The organism is Micromonospora sp. CPCC 206060 (assembly GCF_036906895.1).
Classification (GTDB): domain Bacteria; phylum Actinomycetota; class Actinomycetes; order Mycobacteriales; family Micromonosporaceae; genus Micromonospora.
This window is the reverse complement of sequence record NZ_JBAKHU010000215.1, coordinates 1-1,543: the sequence shown is the minus strand read 5'-3', so window position 1 is coordinate 1,543 and position 1,543 is coordinate 1. Positions and strand designations below refer to the sequence as shown.

Annotated in this window: 2 protein-coding genes; both read right to left on the bottom strand. The window is 64.0% G+C overall.

All coding sequences use genetic code 11. From position 1 onward, the window contains the following. Positions 1 to 236 precede the first annotated feature (236 nt). On the bottom strand, positions 237 to 1,211 hold the full coding sequence (locus V6U90_RS33325) for a type I-G CRISPR-associated protein, Cas3-extension family (RefSeq protein WP_334445143.1): 975 nt from the start codon (positions 1,209 to 1,211) through the stop codon (positions 237 to 239). After that, complete coding sequence (locus V6U90_RS33320; protein WP_334445141.1) at positions 1,208 to 1,462, bottom strand: hypothetical protein; 255 nt, start codon at positions 1,460 to 1,462, stop codon at positions 1,208 to 1,210. The genes V6U90_RS33325 and V6U90_RS33320 overlap by 4 nt, the downstream gene beginning before the upstream one ends. Positions 1,463 to 1,543: the final 81 nt, after the last annotated feature.

Sequence of the window (1,543 nt, the reverse complement as noted above, 5' to 3'; positions counted from 1 at the left end):
CTCAGAGGGCACTTTCTATCTCCGGGGTCCCGCCGACCCGACATTCATCGGTGGATCGAGGCTCAGACCCACGTGCACGACTTGCGCCATATCTATGCTTTTCCCGGCTCGGAACCCACTGCTTGAGGCGTGCGAGCACGGGGTTCCGAGCCAGAGCGACAAATAGCGTTATTGTATTCAATTTTCAATTTACATCGCATGCCGGACTTGATGGAGGGGCAACAGTCATGGGTGGGTCAGCGGTGAATGTTGGCGCGAACCCGTGCTGGCGCGAGGACTCCTGCGGACTTGCGGCCATCGATGGGTTGGCGGATGGCTCCGGCAACGGTGAATACACCGAGCGGGGGCCAGGAGGCGGGGTTGACAGTGATGTCGTTGGTGGGGCTGGCCCGTGGATGCAGGTCGGGGTGTTCCAGTAGGGCCGTTATCGCGTGACGGTCGAGTGGTTGTCGCCATAGCGGCCAGGTCATGACGGGTTGCCGGTGGTTGGGCAGGTGGTGCCAGAGTGTGGCTTGGGTCAGGTTGCCAGTGCCGGTGAGTCGCAGCAGGGGTAGGGCCATGATGGCGAGCCAGGTCGCTCCGGGTATGCCGGCTTCGGTCGATTGGCCGCTGGGATGGTCGGCGGCGCTGCGGAGTACTCGGTGGTCGAGGTACTCGCCGGTATAGCCGTCGACCCGTCGCCAGTTGGTCAGTGCCTGCCAGAGCAGCTCGGTAGGGGCTTTTCGGAGCTCTTCCAATGGCTTGGCGAAGAAGGACCGCAGGCTTTGCTGTCCAGCTGGTGCGGTGTACGGGGTGAGTGTCGCCCGGCCCTTGGCGTCGGCGGTCAGGTCTGTTACCAGCACGGCCATCCACTGGCGCAGTTCCGGTTCGGTGTGTGCGCTGGTGAGGTCGTGGACGAGGGCGGGGAGCCGGTCGCGGGGCATGCGCATCGGGTCGGGTGCGGTGCCGACCTTGGCAAGGGGGAAACTTGCTGGCATGCCGGGGATCACCGCGTGGGGCGAAATCGTGCTGATGATCTCGACCAGCGCGTCTACGACCGCCTCGGTGGTGGCGAGCGGGCTGTGCAGTAGGGCGTGGGCGGTCGTCTCGTCGTAGGACAGTCGTACGTCGAGATTGGCTTCGTCGTGAAGGAGTCGCACCACGCCGAGTGCGGCGAGGAAGCCAAGGACGTCGCGCCCGTCGAGCGCTGGCAGTTCGACCGTGTGAGTCATGCTTGGGCTTCCTCGTCTCGTGCGGAGCACCAGATGTCGGCGAGCCGCACGATCGTTTCGAGCAGGGCGAGTCCCCAGCGGCCGTAGGTGTGGTTGAGCTGGTGGAAGCGGGCTGGTGATTGCCAGTCGATGGTTTCCTCGGTGGTGAGGATCGGTAGGCCGGGTACAGCGACCTTGACCGGGTCTGGATCCAGGATCGGTGGGAGCAGGCAGCGGTTGCGTCCGTGGTGGCTGGCGATCAGGTGTAGCACGAGCGCGGTGTCTACGTCCTGAGAGGGCGGTTACAGACGTTTAGTTAGATCTATGCGTTGGGTCCGTTTGGAGATCGTTCT